Raw genomic sequence first — 25,038 nt, 5'->3', positions numbered from 1 at the left:
TCGGCAGCATGCCACGTAAGAAAGTTACACCAAAGCCCAGTTTGCCCGTGTGGTTCTGGGCTTTTGGTATTGTGGTAATTATCTTCGGAGTGTGGCTAAGTTGGCCGCATGGATCGAGTTCTATTAGCGACACTACACTCCTTAGTAATACCTCAAGCGATACTTCCCCCGAAGGCGTCTTTACTGATTACTTTGATGCTGGCTGGCGGAGTGGTGATACGAATGCAAAGATATTGGTAGAAGCGAGCTATTTTTTCCCAGAGCTGGCTAGTGCATTAGAGGCGCTTCCCACCAAATCAGGGCATCAGGGTGAAGTTGCTGATCGTTTAGCCATCCTGAAGCCAAATACTGATACAATCGTCTTCTACCTCACCTTAGCTAGTTCAGATGATGAACTTTCTGAATTTGATCCTGAGGAAATTGTTAGCTTAAGTGATGATGAGGGTAATGTATATCCCGTGCAGCAGTGGTCAGAGGCTAACTCAGTGCTCTTGCCAGCCTCTGAAGTCAATCAACGTATTGGCTTAGTAGCCTTTGCCCGGACAAGTGAAGAAGGATTGGATATCGATAAAGTGAATCCAAAAACCTTACAATTGACTATTGCCATCCCCGGACAAAGCGAGCAAACTTTAACCTGGGATTTAGGACTACTTGATACTTTTCTACAAAGCTATGAACGATAATACAGAACAGCAGCTAACCAAAAAACAGCGACGAGAATTACGACGCCAAGAAAAAATGGCAAACCGAGAAAAAGGTGCCCAGTCAGCCCGTATGAAAAAGCTTATTTGGACTGTCATCATTCTTGTAGTGGTTGTTGGAGGAGGTATTTGGGCTTTCCAGGGTAGTGACAATACAAGTACAGCAGGTGATTTCTCAAACGATAACGACCCAAGCCGAGGTCCTGAAACCGCAAAGGTCTTAATTGAAGAGTACTCAGATTTCCAGTGTCCAGCCTGTAAGGCAGCAGATACAAATCTCCCTGAAGTGTTGGCGGCATATCCAAATGATGTGCGCTTTGTGTACAATGATTATCCCTTAACTACCATTCACAAAAATGCACGAGCAGCTGCAGAGGCGGCACAATGTGCATTCGCGCAAGGTAAGTTCTGGGAGTATCACGATAAACTTTTTGAGGAGCAAGCGAGCTGGTCAGTATTAAGCGGCTCCACCGTTACTGACACTTTTGTGCAGTACGCTTCTGACCTTGGGATTGATTCCGAAGCTTTTCAAAGCTGTATAGATAATACCGAGCAAAAAGAAGCGGTAAATACTGATATTGGGGAAGGTAATGCTCGTAAGGTAAATTCTACTCCTACCTTCTTCATCAATGGAGAGCGACGTGTCGGTGGTATGACCACTGATAATTGGAAGTCCGTGATCGATGCCGCAATTGCCGAAGCGGACGCTACTGCATCGACTGACCAATCCGAGGTCAATGCCAACAACTAAGCGCTGGCTGATTGCCTTAGAATGGCTTGCTCGCTTGCTGGTCGGTGGAATCTTTGTTTACGCCGCGCTTGGGAAGCTCATGGCGCCAGTGGAGGAATTTGAGGCAGCGATTCGCACCTACGAATTACTTCCCGAGGGTATGGTAAGTATATTCGCATTGGTGACGCCGTGGATTGAGTTATTGGGCGGTCTCTTTGTGTTGGCTGGATTTTGGCGTCGATGGGCGGCTGGAGCGCTCACGCTTATGCTCTTGAGCTTTATCATTGCCATTAGTATTAATATTGCTCGAGGGAACACAGACATCGATTGTGGTTGCTTTGGTACTTTCTCGATCGGAGCGACACCGACTGAAGCGCTCTTAAAGGATTTAGGTTTGATTGTATTGTCTATTTTCCTTGTATGGCGTAAATCATGGAAGTGGACGATTGACGCTTGGTTAGGAAAAAGCGAAATTGGGGAAAGTTAAATTAATGAGAATATCTAAAACTACTCAGTAGGTAGCAGTGGGCATTTTTTTGGTACCGGGGGGCGGGATCGAACCGCCGACCTGAGGCTTATGAGTCCTCCGCTCTAACCAACTGAGCTACCCCGGCACGTCGTAATTACATTTTTACTTTTCGCAGCTCTTCAGTTCGATAAATATGAAGCATGAGCAGTGTATACCGTCTCTCGAAGCTTTTCAAGCATCTCCACAGACGAGCACTTGGGCCTTTTGGTTAAGTGCGAGTCTGAAAAGCGGCACACGGCCGTAATCCGAAGTAGTCCGACTTGTCGGAATACGTAGGATGAAGGACTTGATGACGCTTGGTTGCGGGGGAGGGACTTGAACCCTCAACCTGCGGATTATGAGCCCGCCGAGCTACCATTGCTCCACCCCGCAGGTGCATACTACGGATTCTCAGCATAAAGTCAAGTCAAGGATAAATAAATAGTCGACAATCTTGCTAAAAAGCAATTTTTTTGCTATACTACCAATGTAAATACAAAAACACTAACAGTTAATTAGCTTTTTGATATGCGTGAAGGACATTTTTCCGACATGTCACGCGAGGCGGGGGGCAGTCCAGAGCAATATCTCAACGATCCAAAGTTCGTTGAATTTTTAGATAGCTATGATGATGACCTCGATTTCGATGCTTTAGGGCCTGAGCAGCTAGCGGAGCGACATGAGGCATTTGAATTAGCTCAGAGCGTAGGGCCTGAAATTAAAAAGCTTTTTAAGGAAGAGATAGCTAAGCAGCTTGATATTCAGATGGATGACGCCGAGTTTGCGGCAATTGATGAATATATCCAACGAGAAGTTCGCGAGAATCCAGAAGCACTTGCTACTATTCAGAATGAAGCTCGCCAGTATAGAGAGAGTAAGGAGATGATTGAGGAAAGGGAGCTAGAGGTAGAAACGCTGCTGGCCGAGCATGGCGGTGAGAGAAAATTACGAGAGAAAGAAAAGCTGCTCAAAGAAGCGGCAAAGCAAGGCAAACAGCGTTGGTTTATTATTGGACGTTTTATTAAGCCTAGCGAAGACCAGAAGATAGCTCAAGAAGAATTAGCTACCCGTCATAATGTTGAAAAAGATTATGATAAAGAGTTGCGTAAAGTAGAGAGGATACTTGGTCCTCTTGGTGAGCTGCGAGAAGTGCAAAAGATACGACAGGATATCTGGGACGCTATAGAGCCTGCTCGGGCGATTATGGAACGAGCGCGTGAACTTGCGCAAGAAAAATTACAACAACTCGGCTCAGATGAGTCGGAGACTGGCACGCAGAAGGCGTTAGAGTATTTAGCGCAACTTCGTACGCTCAGTGAGCAGCAAGGCACTGATTATTTATCCGACTTTACCTATCACGTGGAATATGAGTCTGGTGATGGTTCTAAAACAGTTGAATTGAGTGAAGATGACTTTGAAGAAGAGTTGCAGCTTCGCATAGAGACAAAAGTTGCCGATACCCTCGAACGCTCAATCCGCGAAGTAAATCGCTATGACGCCTTTGCCAAGAAAATGGATAAGATTTTTAAAGATCCCAAGGTAGGTTTACGTCGTCCAGGAGAAGCCCGTACATTCTTGATCGAATCCCTTCGCGACATTGCTAAGAATGTCCGTCCAGGTAAGCGGGCGATTATTTCCATGTATATTACTCAAATAGAGAACACCAAATGAGCACAGTAAACCTCGACAAATTAGAAGAGCTCATGAAAGCTGAAAAGTGGCCTGAGGCTAAAAAGATGCTGGATGATTATTTTACTGATACGAAAGATCCAGCTGAACGAGGCAAGGAACATGTCACCTATGCACGTCTTTACTTACAGGTGATGACGCGTTTAAATAATCAATACCTAAGCGTGTTAGAAGAGGGCGTGGATGCTCTTAAGGCCCTGGATGCTGCCGAGTCATCCGGTTAACTATAAGCCAGACAAGCAGAAAGCCGCCTACGAGGCGGTTTTTTGGTGCCGCGGGAGAGAATCGAACTCTCATGAGCTTGCGCTCGCAGGATTTTGAGTCCTGTGCGTCTGCCAGTTCCGCCACCGCGGCGTGTGAAACATGCCAATGGTAAAGAAGTTCTCATGATATGTCAACGAGCGCCTTCGTTTTTTGGTTATTTTGTGGTATACTAGTCGCCGTAATTGCACGCTATGGCGCGAATTATTTCTATCGTAAATCAGAAAGGCGGGGTTGGAAAAACCACAACCGCAATTAACCTGGGTGCCTATCTTGCCCATTATGGTGCTCGTGTACTTTTAATTGATCTTGATCCGCAGGCCAATGCAACAAGTGGTTTAGGTATTAAGCATCGTGAGTTAGAGCGCGGTGTGTACGAGACCTTGCTTGGAGCGGCGGCGCTCTCAGAGATAATTCAACCAACTGCGCATGATCGTTATCATATCGCCCCCGCGACAGTTTCCTTAGCTGGAGCCAATGTTGAATTGGTAAATATGGATGGTCGAGAAGGTCAACTCGATCGTGCTATTCCCGAGATTGCCGAGCAATACGACTACGTACTTATTGATAACCCTCCTTCGCTCGGCATGTTGACCATTAACGGCTTAACCGCAGCCCGCGAGGTGCTTATCCCGGTGCAGTGTGAGTATTTGGCTTTAGAGGGCTTGAGTCAGTTACTGGAGACTATTCAACTAGTGAAAGAAAGCATTCAACCGAACGTAGAAGTGCTTGGCGCAGTCCTTACCATGTACGACAGTCGATACAAACTTTCTGATGCAGTGCTTCAAGAGCTTTATCGCTATTTCCCAAATCGTATTTTCCGCACCGTTATCCCACGTAATGTGCATTTAGCCGAAGCGCCATCGCATGGACGTCCTATTTTGAAACATGATCCTGATTCGCGCGGTGCTCGAGCCTATAGTCGCCTTGCTCGCGAAGTATTAAGCCCACATCATACATGAGTGAACCTGTCCTTGGTCGCGGTCTTTCCGCATTGATTCCGAAGCCTGGTACCCAAAACCCAGGAGTGAATCCCGCCCTACGCTCTTTACCGACTGATGGAGAGCGGGTAGAAAAAATTCCAGTCGAGCAAATCGTGGCTAATCCACATCAGCCTCGGCAGCATTTTGATTATCAAGCCCAAGAAGATTTAATTGCCTCAATCAAAGCACATGGCATACTCCAGCCACTCATTGTGACAAAGCTTTCTAGTGGCAGCTATGAATTGGTAGCAGGCGAGCGGCGATTTCGGGCAGCTCGCACTTTGGAATTCGCTACTGTGCCGGCTATTGTCCGTACCGCTTCAGCCCAGTCAAAGCTAGAATTAGCCTTGATTGAAAATATTCAACGTAAAGACCTTTCGCCAATCGAAGAGGCTGAGGCGTATCGCGCCTTGATCGATGAATTTGCATTAACTCAAGAGGAAGTAGCGCGTCGGGTTGGGAAGAAGCGCGCGACAGTAGCCAATATCCTTCGCTTGCTTAATCTGCCGGTCGAAGTACAGAAGAGTTTGCGTGACGGCGCTATTACGATGAGTCACGCGAAGGTTATCTTAAGTGAAGTTGATCCGACAGAGCAGATTAAGCTCTGGCAGTCGATTATGAAGAAAGATTTAACAGTCCGAGGAGGCGAAGATCTGCGTCGCAGTCATTCTTCACATGGAGCAGCGGCGCAGGCTCGTAATCCCGAAATCGCCGCGCTAGAGGATAGTCTACGCAGCGCATTAAATACCAAAGTCCGCATCACTCGTCGCAAAGGACGTGGCAGCATTACCATTGATTTTTATTCAGATGAAGAACTTGAGAACATCATCACGACTATCACCACGTAAGTCACATACTTCATCTTATCTGCTGACCATTCGGACAGCTCTGGGGGCAGTTATTTTCTTCTTGCCGCTTATCTACTACAGCGGCTTTTCTGACTTTTGGGAGTTGCCAAAAATGATACTCCTCGCACTCGGAGTCTCAGTTGCTATGATTGCTTGGTTGCTCTGGTCATTGCGTGCGCAGCAGTGGCAAGGTCGTTTTGATTGGTTAAGTCTGAGTTTAGGGCTCTTTGCCTTAGCGCTACTATTGAGCACCATTTTTTCCGTGCAGCCTTATGTTAGTCTCTTCGGCATGTCAGGGACGCAAAGCGATACCGCATTGGCTAGTTTCTACTTCATCCTCTTCGCGTTTCTGTTGCGTCAGACCACTGACGAGTCGTGCGGACGTTTTTATCTGAGCTTATTCCTTACTTCCGGTGCGCTAGCCAGTCTCTTAAGCTTTATTCACCTCGCCGGAGTACCACTTTTCCCTGGCACCGGTATACCCGAAGCGTTTCATCCATTAGCTGGTTCACCCGGCGTACTCGCTTTACTGAGTGTACTTCAATTCTTCTTGGCCTGGCAGCTGTGGCGCAATACCTCACACGCGATTTCACGCGTACTGCTCAGCCTGGTGATGTCTATTCACTTGCTCGTTTTGCTTTTTGTGGATGTCTACCTAGCAGCCCTCTGCATCGTAGCGGGTGTGGTGCTTTTACTTCTGACACGGGTGGTATTGAAGCAGCGTCCTTTTGCCGATGCGTGGATTATCGCTGCCATGTTGGTGGGGATTCTTTTGCTCAGTTTGTCAGTCAGTAAGTATTCTGGCAAAAGTTATGGTGTCGATATTACCATGCCCGCAAGCAGTTCAGCTCGAGTCAGTCTGTCGACGCTGAGCAGTCAGCCGATTCTCGGTAGTGGGCCTTCCACTTTTTATTATGATTTAGTTTCTTATCGGCCAATTGATTTGAATACCAGCTCCTACGCTGATGTTCGTTTCAGTCGACCGGATAACTATTGGCTGCAGGTTTTTGCTGGCACAGGGATTCTCGGAGGATTGCTTTTCCTGTGGCTTTTAGCTCGTTTAGTTTGGCAGAGCAGTGGGACCATACTTGATCAAAAAAAGAAACAGGGCGATTTTCAAAGCTTGGCAATTTGGTTTTTCCTCTTGAACCTTTTGATTATCTTCTTCACCCCAGGCTCCATGCTTGTTTCGCTTTCCCTTTGGTTGAGTATCGGCATCCTGGGAATGTATGGTAAAGAAAAAACTGCCCAGCCATCGAATAAGTTTCTTCGGGGCGTTGTGGCATTTTCCCTACTTCTCTTTGTTGGACTTTGGTATGGTCAGCTGCGCGTATGGTTTGGAAGCGTCTACATTACGCAAGCGCGAACAGCCATCCTCAACACCGAACCATTGCAAAGCGTGCAGGCTACGATTGATCACGCCATTTCATTGGATCCTTGGCGAGCAACGTATCGCCTTGATTCTGCCGAGCATGCCCTTGTAAGTGCTCAGCTAAGCGAGGATCAAACATTGCAGAAACAGCTGGCTTTGTCAGCAGTTGATCCGATTGAGCAGGCTATTTCCCTGGATCCTAAAAACCCAGTGGTATATGAGCAGGCACTTCGTTATATTCCAGCTATCCGACTCTTAGCCGGTACTAGCCCCTTAGCTGAGCAAGACATGCTTGAAGCGCTTATTGCCATTGAGCCAAATAACGTGAAGCACTATCGTAACTGGGCGAAGCTCGAGTTAGTCAGCTCACAGCAGCTCGCTAAAGATGAAAGCACGGCCGGGCAAGCTGATGCGCTGCTTCAATCGGCATATACCCATCTAACAAAAGCGCTTGATTTAGCGCCAGGTGATTTAGACACTCGCTATCATCTCGCCTTAACACATGAATTACTGGGCAATGAAGCATTGGCCCGTGATATGTTACGTACCTTAGCTATGGATTATCCAAATGATCCAGATGTGCTTTTTGAGCTGGCCCGCCACGAAGGCTTAAATGGTGACTACAATAAGGCAATTCAATTACTGACGACTGTTGTAAATATCACGCCGCGAAACGTGCAGGTCCGACTCGCTCTTGCCCAGGCTTATCAGGCAATCGATGAGACTGAGAGCGCGCTTTCGCAGGTAAACACTGCCCTGCAGCTTGATCCGGAGAATGTTGATGCGCAGAGCCTGCTGAGCGAATTGCAGGGTAGTGGCAATGACGAGGAATAATGACTACCCGTATACGACACATTATCCGGGCCGCTGAACTCGGTGGACGTATACATCGTAAATACTTTGGCACTCAATTAGCTACCAAGCAAAAAACTATCGCCTCTGATTTACAGACGCGAGCTGACATAGAGTCAGAGCGAGCAGTAGTGAAGTATTTGCGCAAACACTTTCCTCGTTACAGCATTACAGCCGAGGAAGAAACACAGCTGGATAATAAGAGTGACTATGGTTTTGTCATCGACCCTTTGGATGGTACGAGAAATTTTGTTATGGGCATCCCATACTTCTCTGTATCAATCGCTTTAACCTATCGAGGTAAGGTTATTGCCGGAGCGGTGCATCATTCTTCGCTTCAGAAGACTTACTACGCTGAGCTAGGAAAGGGCGCTTTTTGCAATGGAGTAAGACTCCGAGTTAATAAGGTGAATGAGATTGAAAGAGCCTCGATTGTATACACCTGTGGCTATACAACCGATCGACGAAGGGTTGCTCGGCAATACAATAAACTATTCCATTTGGACGTTAGTCGCATAGTGAATAATTGGTCACCCGCACTGGATTATTGTTTATTAGCTAGTGGCCGAATCGAGGCGGTAGTGCAGTATGGCAATGAATACTATGATTACTTTGCAGGTTTGTTAATTGCTCGAGAAGCCGGGGCAAAGATTACTGATCTGAAAGGGAAAAAGCCAAAAAGTGATGCAGAGAGCTATATACTCTCTAGCAACAACACAACATTGCACCGGGTTTTTCTAAAGGCAGTGTAAAGTTACTACCGGGTTGCCTTTCGGATCTGTTCTTTAGCGCTGTGCGTTTTCACAAAGTCTAACCAGTCTCGGTTCGGGCGTTTTCGTTTTTTTTCCTTTAGTATCTCCACAACATCACCACTGCGAAGTGGGGTATCCAAAGCCACGATTTTTTCATTCACTCTTGCTCCCGAGCATTGATTTCCCACATCAGTATGAACCCGGTAGGCAAAATCAACCGGTGTCGCATCTTCAGGTAACTCAACTACGTCACCCTCGGGTGTAAAGACGTAGATTTGATTTTTAAACACGTCAACTTTTAGACTTTCCAAATACTCCTGGTCTTTGGCAAACTCTTTTTTCCATTGCGTGAGTGCTTGCATCCAATTGGTCATGCGTTTCGGTACTTGTGAAACACCCTTTGGTTTACCTGATTCGCTATAATGCCAATGCGCAGCAATACCATATTCGGCAAATTCGTGCATCACTGTATCGCGAATTTGTATTTCAATAATCCTGCCATGCGGTCCAAAAACTGTGGTATGTAGTGATTGGTAACCGTTTGGTTTGGGCTGAGCAATGTAGTCTTTGATCTTACCTTTAATCGGTTTCCAAAGTTCATGAATTTTTCCCAGCGCCATGTAGCAACTCGGCACGTCTTTAACGATAATGCGGAGGGCAATTAAATCATTAATTTGATGAATATCACCGTTTAGCTCTGGTCGCTGTAATTTCTTCCAAAGACTGTAGAGGTGTTTCTTACGGCCGTGGCAGGACACGATTACTATGCCAGCATCAGCGAATTCCTTCGCTATGGTATGTTGGGCGCTGAGCAGAAATTTTTCTGCATGAGGATAGTGTTCGCGAAAGAGTGCTTCGATACGAATATACTCATCCGGGTGAACATAGCGAAAAGCCAAATCTTCAATCTGACCACGAAACTCACCTATACCTAGACGGTTGGCAATGGCTGCATAAATTTCCAGCGACTCAGTGGCAATGCGGAGTTGTTTCTCCCGAGGTAGAGCTGAGAGCGTACTGAGGTTATGGATACGATCTGAGAGCTTAATCAGAATCACCCGAACGTCTTCAGCCATGGCTACAAACATGCGGCGGATATTTTCTACATAGCGCTCCATGCCGCGATATTTGATCTTACCTAATTTTGTGACGCTCATCACCAGCTTGGTAATTTCCGCGCCAAAATCCTTTTTCAGCTGTTCTTCCGTTATTGGAGTATCCTCTACCACATCGTGCAGTAAAGCTGCCGAGATGGTGATGGGGTCGAGGTGGAGGTGAGTTAGTCGAGCGGCCGTGGCAATGCAGTGAGTGAAATGCGGCTCACCGTTTTTTCGCATTTGTCCCTGGTGGGCTTGTTCAGCATATTCATACGCCAGGCGGACAATATCAACATCAGCCTGGGCATCATAGGCTTGGATAGCACGTACAAAATCATCAGCCGACCAGGTGTTGACTGAGCCATCATCAACTTTACGCAGGTTCTTTGTGCTCCTTTTCATGCCGGCATAGTAGCATGAGGAGGTCGGAGCCGAGAATAGCTACTTCTTCTTTTTCTTTTCAGCGAGAATCTCGACAGCTTTTTCCAGAGTGAGCTCTTCTACTTTTATGTCTTTTGGCAATGAAGCATTTGTCCGGCCATGCTTGAGGTATGGGCCGTAGCGACCTTCGAGCAAAGTGACAGGCTTTTTATCTTTTGGATGTTCTCCAAGTTTTTTAAGCTCCTTGGCACCTCGTCGTCCTTTTTTCTCCTGAGCCAGTAATTCAAGCGCTCGAGCTAAGCTGACCGTATAAACGTCATCATCCTTAGTCAGGGAGCGAAAATCGCCGTCATGGACAATATAGGGGCCAAATCGGCCTACATTAGCAACGACATCCTTACCACTTTCAGGATGAGCGCCAAGCGTCCGAGGTAGGCTGAGATATTTTAGGGCGTCTTCCATGCTTAACTCGTTCGGATTCACTCCTCGCGGAATAGAGGCGCGACGAGGCTTTGGATTTTCATCAGTTTTTTCACCGACCTGGAGATAGGGACCGAATCGGCCAGTTAACACGTAGATTGGTTCACCAGTTTCCGGGTACTGCCCCATTGGCTTTGGTCCATTCTTCTGCACCTCAAGTAATTCCTGAACTTGCTCTTCGCTTAAGTCAGCTGGAGCCAGATCTTCTGGGATAGACGCATGAGTATCATCATCGCCATTACCACTCTCACTGACAATATAGGGACCATAACGTCCCACGCGGATTTCTACATTTGGGAGATGAGGCAGGGTAAAACTGCGAGATTTATTTGGATCAATCTTATCCTCTTGTTCTTCAACCTGTTGATGAAAATGCTCCTCACCTGAGTAGAAATTTTTAATATAAGGCTTCCAGGAAAGTTTCCCCTCGGCGATTTGATCGAGTTCCTCTTCCATTTTGGAAGTGAAGTTGGTATCGACCAGGTGGGCGAAATGCTTGGTGAGGAGTTGGGTAACAGCAAAAGCGGTAAAGGTAGGAGCTAGGGCGTTGCCAATCCTTCTGACGTAGTTACGGTCAATAATAGTACTGATGATAGAAGCATAGGTGGAAGGGCGGCCGACGCCATTTTGCTCTAAGGTTTTTACCAAGGTCGCATCATTGAAACGGGCCGGTGGCTTGGTAGTATGCTCTTCAGGTGTTAACTCTTCTAAGCTCGCAATATCGCCAACGCTCAGCTTTGGCAAAAGGGTGTCCTGCAAAATATCTGCTTTTGCGCCGTCGGCATATACTTTTAAGAATCCAGGGAAGAGGATAGTTGTCCCTGTTGCCGTGAATTCAGCCTGCTTGGCTTGAATCTTCACAGTCATGATAAGCTTCTTAGCTTCAGCCATCTGGGTGGCTAAGGTGCGTTTCCAGATCAGGGCGTAGAGGTCTTTTTCTCGACCACTTAAGCCTGCTGCATCAGGTGAGCGGAAATGTGCACCGGCTGGCCGGATTGCTTCATGAGCTTCTTGGGCGCCGCGACTTTTCGCCTTGTACTGACGTGGAGCGGCTGAGAGAAATTCTTTGCCAAAACCTTGCTCAACAGCCTCACGTGCACCGGCAATACCTTGCTGCGAGAGGTTAGGAGAGTCGGTACGCATGTAGGTGATTAAACCCTCTTCATAGAGACGCTGAGCGATTCGCATAGTGTCCCGTGAAGACAGACCCAGCTTACGGTTGGCTTCTTGCTGCAGACTCGATGTAATAAAAGGAGGGGCTGGATGAGCTTGCTGAGGTTTTTCTTGTACATCACTTACTTTCCATTCAGCATCTTGTAGATCGCCCTGGAGCTCTTTGGCTCGTTTCGCGTCAATTAAGATGGCGTCACTTTTTTCTTTGAGCTTCCCTGTTTGTTCAGAGAAGTCTTTACCATTCGCGATGCGTTGCCCATCAAGCGCGGTCAGTTTGGCATCGAAATTCTGTTGGTCTTTTTGTAGCCGAGCTTGCAGATCCCAATAGGCACCAGAAACAAAACGCATGCGCTCTAATTCACGTTGCACAATTAAATCAACCGCGACGGATTGGACTCGGCCGGCTGACAGCCCGTAGGCGATTTTTTTCCAAAGCAGAGGGGATAATTCATAGCCCACCAGTCGGTCTAAAACGCGACGGGCTTGCTGGGCATCAACTAAGTTTTCATCAATTGTGCGAGGGTTTTGTAGGGCTGCTTCAATTGCCTCTTTGGTAATTTCGTGGAATGTAATGCGCTTAAGTTCAGCTTTTGTTGGCTTGAGTAGCTGAGCCAAATGCCAAGAGATAGCTTCACCTTCGCGATCTTCATCAGTTGCGAAATAGATGACATCAGCCTCTTTAGCTAGTTTCTTCAGTTCAGCAACTTGCTTCTTGCTTTTGGTTGGAATGACGTAGCTGGGAGAAAAATCATCATCGACATCAACACCGAGAGTGCTTTTCGGTAAGTCACGAACATGTCCGTTCGATGATCGGATGGTGTAATCTTTGCCGAGGAATCTGGCAATAGTTTTTGCCTTGGTCGGCGACTCAACAATGATAAGTTGCTTGGCCATGAGTTCACTTTACTTAAAGTACAACTGGTCTTGTACCAGCTTGCGTGGCATCTCGTCAAGTCCTGGTCAAGAAAATTTCATCGCTGGAGTAGGTATTGACCGCCATCAACTGCTCTAATGCAGCCTTTTAATTCGAGCTGAGCACAGAGCTGTAATACTCGCTGGCTAGGCATTTTACTTCGCTCGATGAGCTGGTCCAAATGCAGTGCTTCACTCTGGAAACAGGCTAATATATCCGCCTCTTCTGAGCTCAGATTAACAGGCGGGAGAGGCGAATTTGCTGGAGAGGAAAGTGGTTTCAACTGGAGGTTTTGTAGAATTTCCGCAGCTTGTAAAAGAGGCGTCGCCCCTTCTTGAATAAGTCTATTTGTCCCGAGTGATTGAGGGCTGGTAATTTGCCCTGGTACAGCAAACACCTCCCGGTTTGCTTCGAGGGCAGCTCGGGCTGTGATAAGTGCGCCTGATTTTTCGCCAGCCTCTATGACAATAGTTGCTAGGCTTAAGCCGGCGATAATACGGTTTCGTTGAGGAAAGTTCCTGGCCTGTACTAGGGTGCCAGGTGGAAATTCTGAAATCCAAGCTCCTCCATGCGCCAGGATTTGCTCAGCAAGATGAAAATTTGCGCTGGGATATATTCCATCAAGGCCTGATCCAAAAACAGCTACTGTATGTCCATTTGCCTCATAGGCGGCTTGATGGGCGCAGGCATCTACCCCGAGGGCAAGACCCGACACAATACTGCATCCGGCGCTGGCCAATCGGCGACTAAAGTCCTGGGTGACTATTTTCCCATAGCGTGACATAGTACGCGTGCCAACGATGGCAATACTCGGTAACATTGCCAATTTGCCTTTCACATACAAGACATAGGGTGCGCCGGGGCTTTGTCGTAGGAGCTCAGGATAATCTGGCTCAGGTATACAAAGTGCTTGGATATCAAATCTTGCTAAGTTTCTCACGCAGTGCTCAACATCTATTTCTCGACGGCGTTTGAGGAGATAACGAAGTGCTTTAGGGCTGATACCTAATTGGGCGAGCGCATCGTCTGGGGCCTGCCAGGCCTTTTGTAGATTGCCAAAATGGGTACGTAAAGCCTGGGCAGTGTGGGGCCCGACATTGCCTATGTGCGACCAGGCGATCCAGTAGCTTTTTTCTTCAATTGAAAAATGAGGTGGCATAGTATGTGCCACATAACAAAGATGTGGCGCTCCAGATTGATCGCCACTACGCAAATCCTATCAAAAGCCTATAGCCCGGTCAATACGTGAAACTGCTCGATGATGACGCGAATAGCAAAGTAGATAAAGAAGGCGGAGATGCCTACCATAACCACATTGGTTGGCCAGCTCGGTCGGAGCGCCTTTGGCAGTCGGGCGTTATTCAAATAGATAAGGAGTGGCGTATACACTGCCATGGTGAGTCCTCCAAGGACCGCGGAGATAACAAGCAAAGTCAGAGGCTGTTCAAGCGGTAACAAGGCTGCGCCGGAAATAACAACGAGGACGATGGTTGTGTAATAAAATTTGCTGAGGGAAACTTTTTTTAACCATTGGAGCTTCTGTTGATAGGGTCCGATGTGGGCATTTTCGTACAGGATAGTACTGACCATGCGAGTTAATGCGTCAATGACCGTCCACATGACTGAGAAGAGCATCAGGGTTGCCATGACGAGAAAGAGGTTATAGCCAAAGGCGCCCCATTTCTCACCAAAGATGTTGGCTTGCGCAATAGCGACGTCCAAGCCCTCGGGTATAATGCCCTGGGGTTTAAGTACGACGTAGGCATTGAGGCTCAGTAGGAAGAGTGTAATGAGTCCCAGCAGCCAGAAGATAACTCCTTGGTCAACTCTGACAAAGCGCATCCAATCCTCCCAACGCTTTAAGTTGGTTTTATTCATGGCAAAAGTATGTCCAGCTGCGGCGACAGCCTCTGTTTTACCTGTGACTGGGTTTTCTATGCGGCCGCCATATTTTGCCATGCCAAACTGCTTATCGCGATACCAGAGCGAGACGGCCAAGTTTAACATGCCACCAGCGCCGGCAAATACGACAGCGCTTAAGAGGACATTCGTATCCACGCCACTGGACATTTTACCAAAGCTTAATAAGCCAACCAGGCCATCAGCTAAATCTTTTCCGCTGAGATTAATGACGCTGATGACAACGAGTAAAATAAAAAAGCTTGGCACAGTAATCTTGAGTGATCGCTCTAGCATGGTGTAGGCAGCTCGCCCGCTAAAGGTGAGCACAAGGACAAAGCCAAGTGCGATCCATGACCAGGCGAGATGGCCCCCGAAGCCAAAAAGTTCAGCCAGCATAGTGCCGATAGCGCTGGCCCAGCCCGGCCATATGTAGAGGAGTATGGCTGAGGCTAACCAAAACCATACCGTCCATTTCAAAACACGAGCAGAGGATAAGAAAAAACCTTCTCCGGTAGCTAGGGCATGCCGGGCAACTTCTTGGTTAATAAAATACTGGAAGCTAATGCCGAGCAGGGCCATCCATAGTAAATGTAAGCCGTACTTGGTAACGAGATGCGGCCAGAGGATGAGCTCGCCCGTGCCGATGGCCAGACCCATTACGACAACGCCAACACCGAGCGCTTTTCGCAAAGGTGGCGCCGGTGGCAATATTTTTGTAGTGAGCTTTGGATATGTTTTCATTTTCCCCCTTGCAACTTCCTTAAAATCGAAATAACTCCTCTCATGGAGAAGTATATCGTGTTTTTCGTTTTATTGAAATTACTTTTGACTATGATCTGCTACCGGCGCTGGCGCTTCATCAGGCAGTCGCAGTTTTTCTACAATGCGTTGCAAGGTATGGAGCCACTTTGCACCCAGAGCGCTCTTATCGATCTTTGCTTGGTCGCCCATGAAGTTCCAGCCTGGCACAATGCTTTCTAATAACCTCATCGTGTCGCCAGAAACCTTACTTGCAAATTTGAGGATGATGCGTTCACGTGGTGTACCGTCGACTGAGAGCTTCGAGGCGGTGCAGTGGGTCAGGTCAGTGTGTTGGGCGCGAATTTTAATCCGTAGCACCTCGTAAAGATTTTGCAGTGGGTCAGGCAGGTCTACTCCGCGGAATTCTTTTTGCATGAATAGGTCTAAATCTTTCTCAGTCGTTAATCCGGCTAGCTGTTGATAGAGTTTTAAGCGCTTTGGCTCGCTTGGCACAAGCTGTTTTGGAATGCCAATCTCCACTGGCAGATCAATTTGCACTTCACGGAGTGGCTTTTGGGTAACACCACTCTTTTGTTCTTCTATAGCTTGCGAGAGTAGTCGGGTATAGAGGGCTAATCCGATAGCCGCAACCTTACCGTGCTGTTCGCGACCCAGGAGATTTCCAGTACCACGAATTTCCAAGTCACGTAAGGCAATTTGGAAACCAGAGCCAAGCTCTTTTGCTTCTAGTAGAGCCTGCAGGCGTTTGCGAGCTGCATCATTTAACTTCTCCGCATGATAGAGGAAATACGCATAGGCTTGTCGCTTGCTACGGCCGACTCGACCACGGAGCTGGTAGAGCTGCGCTAGTCCGAACTTCGGTGCATTATCAACAATCAAGGTGTTCACATTTGGTAGGTCTAGACCACTTTCAATAATCGTTGAGCAAACAAGAATGTTTGTCTTCTTATTATCAAATTCAGACATGGCTTTTGAAAGCACGTCCTCTGCCATTTGACCGTGGGCGATGCCAATCTTGGCTTTCGGGATTAATCGACCAAGGCGTTTGGCTGCTAGCTCAATAGTCTCGACATTATTATAGAGGTAATAGGCCTGACCTCCTCGATCGAGCTCGCGCATAATAGCCTCTTTGACCAGCTTATCATCGTAGGGCTTCACAAGCGTCTCAATTGGCAGGCGACCCTCTGGCGGCGTTTCAATAACGCTGATGTCGCGTAAGCCAGAAAGGGCAAAGTTGAGTGTACGAGGGATTGGAGTAGCGGACAGGGTGAGAATATGCGCTTGAGTTCGTAGTTCCTTAAGTTTTTCCTTATGCGCTACACCAAAGCGCTGTTCTTCATCAATAATAATGAGGCCGAGATCACGGAATTTAATATCATCTGATAAGAGGCGATGGGTGCCAATAATGATGTCGACGTCCCGAGTGTGCAGTTTTTGAATGACGCGATCCTGTTCGCTCTCTGATCGGAATCGTGAAAGAAGCTCCACCTTAACATTAAAGTGCTCTAGACGATTGCGGAAGGTGTCGAAGTGCTGCTGGGTCAGAATAGTCGTAGGTGATAGCACAGCTACCTGCTTCCCGTTCATGACAGCCCGCATAGCTGCTCGGACTGCCACTTCAGTTTTACCAAAACCCACGTCTCCGCAAACCAGTCGATCCATTGGAGTCGTTTTTTCCATGTCGGCGCTTACTTCTTTAATCACCCGAGCTTGATCAGGAGTTAATTCGTAGGGGAAAGATTCAGCCAGTGCTTTTTCTTCTGCGGTGTCCTGCACAAAAGCAGCGGCGGCGGTAGTATCGCGTTTAGCATAGAGCCGCAGAAGTTCTTGAGCAATCTTTGAAGCTTCCTCGCGAATTTTGTGAGTAACTTGATACCAGTTGCTGCCAGAGAGGCGGTGGAGTTTTGGTTGCGCTAAGCCGAAGTATTTGGAAATTTTTTCTGCAGCATCGACGGGCACAAAGAGCTTGTCGCCCTCGGCATACTCGAGTACAAAATATTCTTTCGCAATGCCATCGATCTTATTCGTCGTCATGCCAGTGAAGCGTCCAATACCATGATCCATGTGCACGACAAAGTCGCCCGGGCGTAATTCGGCCACAAAGGCTGATGCGCTCACTCGCGAATAGTCAGAGCTCGGCGCCTCATCTTTTTCTTCACCGTAAATATCGTTGTCAGTCAGGACAACTCTCCCTTCATCTTTACTCATCCAGCCGTAGATACGATAGCCGGGTGGTGGAGTAAGAAAGTTTGGTAGAGGGAGCTTCTTGGCCGTGCAGTATTTTTTTAGTTCACTCGCTTTTGTGGTAATGAAAGTGACGTCGTATTTTTCAGTCTTCCATGCTTTGAGGTCTTGGCCTAGCTGATCGAGTAAGCCGTGATAAAGTTTGGGCGACTGGAAATCGAAATTGACTGAGCCCCGCGTGCCAAAGGTATGGAAGCTAAGTTGATGAAATGATTTAAATCGTTCTTCTATGGTTTTCCAATCGTGGTCTAATTCAGCCAAACCCTCAGGGTCGGACATGACTACGAGCGTGTGTGCGCGTGAAAGATAGTCAAAAATTGTAGCGCTCATCGCTGTATTTTTTAGTTCGATGGGGAGCACTTTTACGTTCGTCACCTCTGCGCCGAGGCGCTTTGTTTTACTATTCAGGGGGCGAATCGAAGAAATGGCGCTTCCCTCTAATTCAATCCGGTAGGGCTGTTCCCAATGCGGAGCATAGATATCAATAATGCCTCCTCGACGCGCAAAAGTACCGGGCGTTGAAGCCTGGGCATCACTTTCATATCCGATTGAAGCAAGGTGAGAGAGGAGGGGGACTAATTCACATTCTTGTCCGACAACAAAATTACGAGTGGCTCGTTCAAAAATAGTCGGTGAGGGAAATGGTTCGTGAAGGAGGGGAATAGCGGCAACGGTAATTCCTGGCTCAGTATTACGCATTGCTTGCAGGGCAGCCAAGTTATTTGGCTGGAGGTCGGTCAGCTTCACCGGCACCTTGAGTGTGTCGGACCAGAAGCGCAGTTGATGAAAGAGTTCTTCAGCTTCTCGAACATTTCGCACCAACCACAAAAGCGTCCCATGCTCCTTTATTTTCGGGAGCATATGGAGTATGAGCCAGGCTTTGGCTGAATTATTCGTAAGTCCAGAGAGCTCAATATGGCTCTCCTGCGAAATACGCCCGGAAATATCCGGGGCTTGTCGAGATGGAGGGGTCAAAGCGACGTACTCACCAAGAAATAGACAAAGGCATGTGCAACAACTGTGCAGTGCAAATCTAGTATAGCGCGAATAGTAAAAATGCGCAATATCTTCTCCTTTCACCCTTGACAAAGTGGGAAATGCATGCTATTTTTTCCCGTTACGTTCATGGTAGTGAAAGTGGCTTCGCTATGCTCGGCAGTATGGCGTCGTCGGTAAGTTGCGAACGGAATGCGACCCCTCCTATGCAAACCAAGTAGCTTCAAGTGAAGGTAGTACTGTTTATCAGCTATTGCTTTCCACTTGCCGGCGACGCTGTGTGGCCGAGTTTTTTCTTTATTCCCGAATAGGGTACACTAGAGATAACTGTATCGGATGCATGGCAGCTGTGCATCAGCCTCCCTAGCTCTGGTCAGTTCTTTGCAGCTACATACACCTCCCGGGGTTGAGAAGGAGTGTGCTTTGTGATCGGATTGGAAAGCTTCCGTGCCTCAGAGCATTACCTACTGAAGCAGCACTACTGGCGTGACATAGGCTGGAGTTTTCTGGTAGCAACTGCCCTCTTGTTCTTGCTCGCCAGGTTTTCGCCGCCCTATGTCCCGCATCCTTATCAGTTGCATGAGCGCGTGATGACCGCGGTGGAGTTCATGGAGGACTTCGTGGTTCCACCTCCGCCGCAAGAAGTGCAGCGACCTGACTTGCCGGCTGAGGCTGAGATCAGCGAGATGGCCAGTCTGGAAGAAACGCTGGCTCCTACGACCTACGATCCCTTTGCTCCGCCAATTGTGATGAGCGGACAGGACAGTGGAATACCCGAGACTTTTGTGGCCTATGATACAGCGCCACAGGTCATTCATCGGGTAGCTCCGGTCTATCCTGACTTGGCTCGTCAGGCTGGTGCGGAAGGTTTGGTGATGGTGCGCGTGCATATTACCGAGACCGGTGCGGTTGATGCAGCGAGTGTGGTGCAGAGTGAGGTGCTCGAGTCGATGAATCAGTCAGCATGTGCTGCGGCACTCCAGTGGCTCTTTAGTCCGGCGAAGCAGCGTGATAGGGCGGTGGCCGTCTGGACAGTCATTCCCTTCCGTTTCTCGCTGAATTGATAGTTACCCCGCCTTGTCAAATGATGAGGCGGGGTTTCTTGACATAAGTAATTTTCCGGGGTACCATCGGACAGCTCTTTTTTTGGCGCTGTAGTCTAGTGGTTAAGGCAGCTCGGCGGTCAGCCGAGTGTTTCGCAGGTTCAAATCCTGTCAGCGCCGCATTAGATCAGGTGTAGTACATTGCTTACCATTTTGTGATGGCCTCTTTCATAGCAGGATGAGCCGTCACTCTCTCGGAAGAGGGTCTGTCGCAATCTATTTGCCGGCGCAATCGACTAGTGGTTTAGGTCGCCACATTCTCTGTGTGGAAACGTAGGTTTGAATCCTGCTTGCGCTACCGTTTGTTGTGCCCTGTAGCTCAGTCGGAAGAGCGCTGGGCTATGGACCCAGATGTCGGAGGTTCAATTCCTTCCAGGGCGCCTCTCTAACTTATAGGTTGAAAGGCGGGTTAGCCAAGTGGTAAGGCAGCGGTCTTCAAATCCGCGATTCCGAGGTTCAAATCCTTGACCCGCCTCATCTGTTCTGGAAAGGCGTCCCCGAGGACACGCTGGTCTTGATCAGTGAGTTGGTGAAAGTCCTTCGCCTTTCCGCCACGCTCTAGCGGTACCTTAACTCAGTTGGTAGAGTGCTCGACTGAAAATCGGGTTACCCTGGTTCGATTCCAGGAGGTACCAAATCTTCGGGAGATGTTCATCATTGATGGCATCTCCCTTTTTCTTGATTCCGTAGTTCGCGAACGATAGGGTTGACCTCGCACCAAGCCTGGTACAGGGTTGACAGCTTTTTGGGGATACGCTACATTCTTAGTCCGTTCTTTTTTGCGGGCGTAGCTCAGTTGGCAGAGCAGCCGCCTCTGGCGGAAGGTCGCGGGTTCAAATCCCGTCTCCCGCTCATCTTGGACAGGTGAAATACCATCAGTTCACCGAGAGGTGCATAGATAAACACCCCCGGGATTTTCCCGGCCTGTCCTTAAAAAGTTGTGTTGCAGCCCAAAGTGTCCAGTACGCTGGGAAGAGCATGCAGGCCCTGAGGACCCGCAACACAGCTGCCGTGGTAGCTCAGTGGTAGAGCATCTGACTCGTAATCTGAAGGTTGGGGGTTCGAATCCCTCCCACGGCACATGGACGTCGGTCGTTGCTTGAGTGAGACTCGCATTGAAGCTCGCTTCCTTCTCGCCAAGCGCGGCCGATGTCCTTCTCTGTCCGGACGACCCTCCGGACCTGCAACGCCAGTGTTGGTAAGTACTACAAAAAAGAGTGTGAAGCCCCGCACTCGTAGGAAAACTGACACTGGCGTTTTTTCTTTAGGCCCAGTTCAGAATGATGTTGAGGACAGGCTCGAGTAGCTCGGAGATTTTTTGCTTTTCCTCAGTGTTGAATTTTTGCAGAACGTAGTCCTCAGAGGGAATGCCTAGTTCCTTGTTTGATCCAATGCCGATGCGGATACGATGAAAAGCTTGTGAGCCCACAACATCGATGATTGATTGTACTCCATTATGTCCAGCCGGTCCGCGATCAACAACATGCTTTATTTCACCGAAAGGTAAATCAAGATCATCGTGAATAACCAGTAAATCATTGAGCGGAAGTTTATAGAATCGGACAAACTCACCAACTGCCTCACCAGAGTTATTCATGTAGGTTTGTGGCTTCATGAAAAACCAATGATGGATAGGATCATCATTGCGGGTCATCTCAGCTTTAAATTTACTCTGCTCTTGAAAAGGCGCTAACTCAAGGTGCTCAACAATTGCGTCAACCAGTGCGAAGCCCAGGTTATGGCGGGTGTCGTCATATTTCGTGCCAGGGTTACCTAGTCCAACAATGCATTTCATCGGTTAATCTTTGGTTTACGGATAGAGAGGTGAATAGCGCTGCCTTCAAAATCATAGCGTTCTCGAAGCATGCGTTCAACAAAAGCGAGATAGTTAGGATGTAAATCCTCCTTTGGTCCTATGGTGATATCAAAGTGTGGCGGAGCGGTACGTATTTGCGTAATTACTCTGATGCGTGGACGTCGAGCGCCCTTTCCTTTCGTGGGGGGATGACGGCGGATGAGTTGATCTCGGAACGCTTCTAATTCGTTATCAGAAAGTTTGCGTTGTGCGTTGTGCCAGGCGCTTTGGGCTTTTTCAAGCAGGTTTGCTACGCGTGTTTTTTCAAATGCAGAAACAAATACAATCGGTGCCCAGTGGACAAAGCTGAGATGGCTGCGAATATCTTTTTCCATAGTAAAGAGCGTGGTTGCGTCTTTTTCAGTCACCAAGTCCCATTTATTTGCAGCGATGACCATAGCTGGGACAGCCTTCATCGCTTCAACTATGAGCGTACGGTCTTGGGCGCTAATACGCTCACTAAGGTCGAGCACGAGCACCAATACATCGACAGCATGCATAGTTTGGCGACTGATATCAGCTCCTTCAGCTTCTAAACTTTTGCGTGGCACGCGGACGCGGCGACGTAATCCAGCAGTATCCACCAGGGTGAATTTTTTCTCTTTCCAGGTGAAAGGAACGGAAATAGCGTCGCGGGTAGTAAAAGGTTGTGGACTGACTAAGACGCGGTCATCGTTCAGGATGGCGTTCATGAGAGAGGATTTCCCAACGTTTGGTCTCCCGATAAAGGCGATCCTTAAACCTGGATCTTTTGTTTGCGCACTAGCGCCGCCTAGCTTCTCAACAATAACATCGAGCAGATCACCGCTGCCGCGTCCATTGGCAGCTGATACTGCATAGGCAGAGCCAAGTCCGAGGCGATGAATTTCGGTTGGGATGCGTCGTTCCGCCGGTGTGCTTTCGATCTTATTCACTACCAGCAGACAAGGTTTTTTCTGTTTCCGTATCCAGGCTGCAAATTGGAGATCCTCATGTGTTAGGTCAGCCCGTCCATCAACGACAAAGAGCAGCAGCTTTGCTTCGCGGACTGCTCGCTCAGTTCGCTTGCGTATTGCAGTAGAAATTTCGTCATCCTCGTTAATAGTCCATCCACCTGTATCGATTAAATTGAAGCGTGTGTCTCGCCACTCGATTTCTTTCGCATTCATATCCCGAGTAGTGCCTGATTCAGGTGCCACAATAGCACCTCGCGATTCTGTGAGACGATTAAAGAGACGGGACTTGCCAACATTGGTTCTGCCAATGATGGTGACGTTGATTTGTTGTGCCATGACTATCGACTGGTTATCAGTGAGGAGCTACTTGTCTTGCTGTGAGATAAGAGTACATCAGGATCAGTATCGTCGCCTAGGATAACGACAAAGTCAGGATGGGTTTCTTGTTGTAATTCGACTGCTATCTCGGTAATTCGGCCGCTGAGGTCTGTGGTCAGTAGTGCGTCGGGGTTGAGATAGAGCGGGGTCTTAGAGTACACATGAGCAAAAGGTAGGGCCTGTCTCAGTGCTGCTAATGCCATAGCCTTTTCACCATTACTAATATCATAAATATAGGTTTGCGTATAACCACGGACGCTTGTGTTCCCGATATCGATAACCTCGAGTCCGTAGCTCTCCAGTATGTCTGCAGTTTCACTGGCCAGACCCACGGTACGAGTGCCGTTTTGTACGACCACGGAAGCAGTTAAGGGTTGTGCTTCACCCTCCCGTTGAAAGATGTTGTTGGCAATATCTTGGAGCTCTGACCAGTCATCCCAACCTTTTCTTGGTCGGACGATGTAGGCATTGTCAACAGTTGTGCGATCATCCATAAGCGGACTGTCGGCGCTGCTATCCAGGATGACATTGATTATGTTTGTGGTGTCAGCGTCTTCAACCAGTTCAGCGAGACGCAGGATTTCCCATAGTTCCATATTTGTGTGTGCATTGCTTGAAAGACTGCCGAGGACGTCCGATATGCGGCTAGGGTTTATCAGAGTGCCGAAGTTGAGGGCCTTTTGTCGGAGGGCAAGTAAAACGAGTTGTTGGCGTCGCGATCGATCAAAGTCAGAAGTGCTTTTACGCGAACGGACAAACTTCAATGCAGTTTCGCCGTCCATGGTCTGACGACCGGCATCGAAGCGAATGGTTTGATACCCATAGTTCTCGGTTGGGTATCGTGTGTCGACAAAGCCTTTTTCCACATCAACACTTATGCCGCCGAGATTATCCACCATTTGAATGAAGCCGTTGAAATCGATTCTCGCAGTATAAGGAATATCAACATCTAAGATATCTTCGAGCACATCAGCGGTTAAGCGTTCACCACCGCCCGGGTAGTCGTCTACTTCTCCAAAAGCATTTGCGTTGTTAATTTTGCGCCAATCATATCCCGGGATAGGAACATAGAAGTCACGAGGGATAGAGAGCAGTGCAATTTTTCCAGTTGAGGGTTGGAGACTGGCCAGGATGATAGTATCGGCTAAAAGGGCGCCCTCGTGTCCTTCGCCGCCAATACCCAGCAGGAGGATATTCACCCGGTCGCGTGACTCACCTTGCAAAGGTCTGTTTTGATTCTCCACCAGCTGATTAATGTGTTGGAGTAGGGAGAGTTGCTCGGTGCCGACTGCGCCATTGGTATTTGGAGGATCAATGACACGTGAAAAAGTAGCAAAGCCCATGGAAAGTCCAGTGATAATTCCCAGCACAACAAAAAATTTCCATCCAAAGAAGTGTGGAGTTGCAGTCTTGGGTATCTCTATCGCTGGTGATGCCTCAGGTATGATAATTTGAGCCTCTGCTATTTTTTCAGACGCTTGCTTTGGCGGGTTTTTCTTTGTGGTCTTTTTGGCGCGAGGTGCCGGCATACATAAGTCCAATCAATCTCTGCCATCGTACGAGAAAAACCGGTTTTGGTCAATGTTGTAAATGCTTTTTGGGATATTAAGAAAGGTATATGGTGCTTGGCCATAGTGTGCGGGTAGTTTATGTTTACGATAATTATATTGAATATACTGCAGTGTGTTGTAGAGGCGTTGATCAGAGTCGACGATGCGGGAATTGAAGCTGGGTTGCCAGATGGGGCCGGAGGAAATTGATCGAGCAAAGGTGCCTTTTATTGATTTCATTAAGTATGAAATGTCATCATGGTTGTTATCGCGCACGTTAGAGAACGCGCGCTGGGCTTCGGGGAATAATAATTGTGTTTGTATTTCATCCAGGCCCAGCGTGGGTTCTCCTACCCGCGCTGGGATATGCTTCCAAACCAACAAATGTATATGGTCCGGTAATATGCAAAATGCCAGCGCGGTGTAACCTTTAACAAAACACGCGCCAAGAATTGCCTGGTGCAATTTCCATGCTAGTTTCACATCTCGAAATGCCCACCGTCGGTTTTTCGTTACCGTGGTGAGATGGTATGGGTATGTGTTTTGATAAATTCTGCGCTGGGTCAAAAGGTA

Annotated in this window: 19 protein-coding genes and 9 tRNA genes; 16 read left to right on the top strand and 12 right to left on the bottom strand. The window is 48.1% G+C overall.

Annotation, left to right across the window (positions count from 1 at the left end):
• Positions 1-8 precede the first annotated feature (8 nt).
• From H6760_03970 to H6760_03960, 3 genes are read left to right on the top strand one after another with little or no spacing between them, the layout of a single operon-like run.
• Entirely contained in the window at positions 9-683 is a 675-nt protein-coding gene (locus tag H6760_03970) for a hypothetical protein (GenBank protein ID USN53294.1), read from the top strand.
• Complete coding sequence (locus tag H6760_03965; GenBank protein USN53293.1) at positions 673-1,452, top strand: thioredoxin domain-containing protein; 780 nt, start codon at positions 673-675, stop codon at positions 1,450-1,452. Before H6760_03970 ends, H6760_03965 begins: the two co-directional genes overlap by 11 nt.
• Entirely contained in the window at positions 1,439-1,918 is a 480-nt protein-coding gene (locus tag H6760_03960; GenBank protein ID USN53292.1) for a DoxX family membrane protein, read from the top strand. The genes H6760_03965 and H6760_03960 overlap by 14 nt, the downstream gene beginning before the upstream one ends.
• Positions 1,919-1,968: 50 nt before the next feature.
• Here the strand turns inward: H6760_03960 and H6760_03955 are convergent.
• Positions 1,969-2,045, bottom strand: a tRNA-Met gene (locus H6760_03955).
• Positions 2,046-2,257: 212 nt separating this feature from the next.
• Positions 2,258-2,332 (bottom strand) — tRNA-Met (locus H6760_03950).
• Between the two features lie 135 nt (positions 2,333-2,467).
• On the opposite strand from H6760_03950, the gene H6760_03945 reads away from it, so the two are divergent.
• A complete protein-coding gene (locus H6760_03945) occupies positions 2,468-3,610 on the top strand; it encodes a hypothetical protein (protein ID USN53291.1) in 1,143 nt (380 codons plus the stop codon).
• Positions 3,607-3,852: a hypothetical protein gene (locus tag H6760_03940; protein ID USN53290.1), complete on the top strand. Its 246-nt coding sequence runs from the start codon at positions 3,607-3,609 to the stop codon at positions 3,850-3,852. Before H6760_03945 ends, H6760_03940 begins: the two co-directional genes overlap by 4 nt.
• Before the next feature lie 43 nt (positions 3,853-3,895).
• Here the strand turns inward: H6760_03940 and H6760_03935 are convergent.
• A tRNA-Leu gene (locus tag H6760_03935) sits at positions 3,896-3,982 on the bottom strand.
• Positions 3,983-4,083: 101 nt separating this feature from the next.
• On the opposite strand from H6760_03935, the gene H6760_03930 reads away from it, so the two are divergent.
• Genes H6760_03930 through H6760_03915 form a run of 4 tightly spaced genes read left to right on the top strand, consistent with a single transcriptional unit; the run spans position 4,084 to position 8,696 of the window.
• A complete protein-coding gene (locus H6760_03930) occupies positions 4,084-4,851 on the top strand; it encodes a ParA family protein (protein USN53289.1) in 768 nt (255 codons plus the stop codon).
• Complete coding sequence (locus H6760_03925) at positions 4,848-5,720, top strand: ParB/RepB/Spo0J family partition protein (protein ID USN53288.1); 873 nt, start codon at positions 4,848-4,850, stop codon at positions 5,718-5,720. Before H6760_03930 ends, H6760_03925 begins: the two co-directional genes overlap by 4 nt.
• Complete coding sequence (locus H6760_03920; protein ID USN53287.1) at positions 5,689-7,926, top strand: tetratricopeptide repeat protein; 2,238 nt, start codon at positions 5,689-5,691, stop codon at positions 7,924-7,926. The genes H6760_03925 and H6760_03920 overlap by 32 nt, the downstream gene beginning before the upstream one ends.
• Positions 7,926-8,696, top strand: a complete 771-nt coding sequence (locus tag H6760_03915) for an inositol monophosphatase (protein ID USN53286.1) — start codon at positions 7,926-7,928, stop codon at positions 8,694-8,696. The genes H6760_03920 and H6760_03915 overlap by 1 nt, the downstream gene beginning before the upstream one ends.
• Before the next feature lie 5 nt (positions 8,697-8,701).
• Here the strand turns inward: H6760_03915 and H6760_03910 are convergent, their stop codons facing one another.
• The 5 genes from H6760_03910 to mfd form a co-directional block, all read right to left on the bottom strand.
• Positions 8,702-10,195 carry a bifunctional (p)ppGpp synthetase/guanosine-3',5'-bis(diphosphate) 3'-pyrophosphohydrolase gene (locus H6760_03910; GenBank protein USN53285.1) on the bottom strand — a complete coding sequence of 498 codons (1,494 nt, stop codon included), beginning with the start codon at positions 10,193-10,195 and terminating at the stop codon, positions 8,702-8,704.
• Between the two features lie 39 nt (positions 10,196-10,234).
• Positions 10,235-12,721, bottom strand: a complete 2,487-nt coding sequence (topA, locus tag H6760_03905; GenBank protein USN53284.1) for a type I DNA topoisomerase — start codon at positions 12,719-12,721, stop codon at positions 10,235-10,237.
• Positions 12,722-12,798: 77 nt separating this feature from the next.
• Positions 12,799-13,899: a DNA-protecting protein DprA gene (gene dprA, locus H6760_03900; GenBank protein USN53283.1), complete on the bottom strand. Its 1,101-nt coding sequence runs from the start codon at positions 13,897-13,899 to the stop codon at positions 12,799-12,801.
• Positions 13,900-13,967: 68 nt separating this feature from the next.
• Entirely contained in the window at positions 13,968-15,383 is a 1,416-nt protein-coding gene (locus tag H6760_03895; GenBank protein ID USN53282.1) for an Nramp family divalent metal transporter, read from the bottom strand.
• 78 nt (positions 15,384-15,461) lie between these two features.
• Positions 15,462-18,623 carry a transcription-repair coupling factor gene (mfd, locus tag H6760_03890; protein USN53281.1) on the bottom strand — a complete coding sequence of 1,054 codons (3,162 nt, stop codon included), beginning with the start codon at positions 18,621-18,623 and terminating at the stop codon, positions 15,462-15,464.
• Between the two features lie 446 nt (positions 18,624-19,069).
• Between mfd and H6760_03885 the strand changes: the two genes are divergently transcribed.
• The 7 genes from H6760_03885 to H6760_03855 all read left to right on the top strand — a co-directional run bounded on the left by H6760_03885 (position 19,070) and on the right by H6760_03855 (position 20,827).
• Positions 19,070-19,708: a TonB family protein gene (locus H6760_03885; protein ID USN53280.1), complete on the top strand. Its 639-nt coding sequence runs from the start codon at positions 19,070-19,072 to the stop codon at positions 19,706-19,708.
• A gap of 84 nt (positions 19,709-19,792) precedes the next feature.
• Positions 19,793-19,867 (top strand) — tRNA-Asp (locus H6760_03880).
• A 105-nt stretch (positions 19,868-19,972) separates the two neighbouring features.
• Positions 19,973-20,045, top strand: a tRNA-Glu gene (locus H6760_03875).
• Positions 20,046-20,055: 10 nt separating this feature from the next.
• Positions 20,056-20,128 (top strand) — tRNA-His (locus H6760_03870).
• A gap of 182 nt (positions 20,129-20,310) precedes the next feature.
• Positions 20,311-20,382: transfer RNA gene (locus H6760_03865), tRNA-Phe, on the top strand.
• A 146-nt stretch (positions 20,383-20,528) separates the two neighbouring features.
• Positions 20,529-20,599: transfer RNA gene (locus H6760_03860), tRNA-Arg, on the top strand.
• 156 nt (positions 20,600-20,755) lie between these two features.
• Positions 20,756-20,827, top strand: a tRNA-Thr gene (locus tag H6760_03855).
• A gap of 184 nt (positions 20,828-21,011) precedes the next feature.
• On the opposite strand, the gene H6760_03850 is transcribed toward H6760_03855, so the two are convergent.
• From H6760_03850 to H6760_03835, 4 genes are read right to left on the bottom strand one after another with little or no spacing between them, the layout of a single operon-like run.
• The gene (locus H6760_03850; protein ID USN53279.1) at positions 21,012-21,542 is read right to left on the bottom strand and encodes an aminoacyl-tRNA hydrolase; all 531 of its coding nucleotides are present in this window, start codon (positions 21,540-21,542) and stop codon (positions 21,012-21,014) included.
• A complete protein-coding gene (gene der / locus H6760_03845) occupies positions 21,539-22,873 on the bottom strand; it encodes a ribosome biogenesis GTPase Der (GenBank protein USN53278.1) in 1,335 nt (444 codons plus the stop codon). Before der ends, H6760_03850 begins: the two co-directional genes overlap by 4 nt.
• A gap of 2 nt (positions 22,874-22,875) precedes the next feature.
• The gene (locus H6760_03840) at positions 22,876-24,444 is read right to left on the bottom strand and encodes an LCP family protein (GenBank protein USN53277.1); all 1,569 of its coding nucleotides are present in this window, start codon (positions 24,442-24,444) and stop codon (positions 22,876-22,878) included.
• A 12-nt stretch (positions 24,445-24,456) separates the two neighbouring features.
• Entirely contained in the window at positions 24,457-25,032 is a 576-nt protein-coding gene (locus H6760_03835) for a transposase (protein USN53276.1), read from the bottom strand.
• Positions 25,033-25,038 lie beyond the last annotated feature (6 nt).

This window comes from Candidatus Nomurabacteria bacterium, from assembly GCA_023898465.1.
In the GTDB taxonomy this organism is placed as follows: Bacteria; Patescibacteriota; Patescibacteriia; order HK-STAS-PATE-3; family HK-STAS-PATE-3; genus HK-STAS-PATE-3.
This window is presented reverse-complemented; position numbering and strand designations above follow the sequence as displayed.